This is a genomic window from Pseudoduganella buxea, from assembly GCF_009720835.1.
GTDB classification, from domain to species: Bacteria; Pseudomonadota; Gammaproteobacteria; order Burkholderiales; family Burkholderiaceae_D; genus Rugamonas; species Rugamonas buxea.
On the sequence record NZ_WNKZ01000273.1, the window covers coordinates 1 to 363 of the forward strand.

The window sequence follows — 363 nt, forward strand, 5'->3', positions numbered from 1 at the left end:
TGCGCCACCGTGACGGGGCCGCGCCCCGGCACGAAATCGCAGGTACGCCCTTGCCGGTCGCGCGCCACGAGAATGCAGTCCAGTTCGCCGCTGATGCCCCGTTTTTTCGCATGGCCCCCGCGCCGCCGGGGAGGACGCGTCAGGTGACGCGCGCCCTTCTGCGATTCCAGTAAATACGTCTCGTCGGCCTCGACGATGCCGCTCAAGGGGCGGGGCCGATCGTCCTTGGCCATGGCAAGAAAGCGGTGGCGCCAGCGAAAGCTCGTGTTGCGGTGGATGCCGGTCGTTTCCGCTGCCGCGCGTACCGTCATCGAACCCAGCATGCACTGCAGGAACGGTAGCCATTTTTCGCGCAGCCGGATA

At 66.7% G+C, this 363-nt stretch carries 1 protein-coding gene; it reads right to left on the minus strand.

Going from position 1 to position 363, the window contains the following annotated elements; all coding sequences use genetic code 11:
- The coding region (locus GM672_RS27925; protein WP_155473711.1) for an IS1595 family transposase at window positions 1-363 on the minus strand (363 nt) is incomplete at both ends.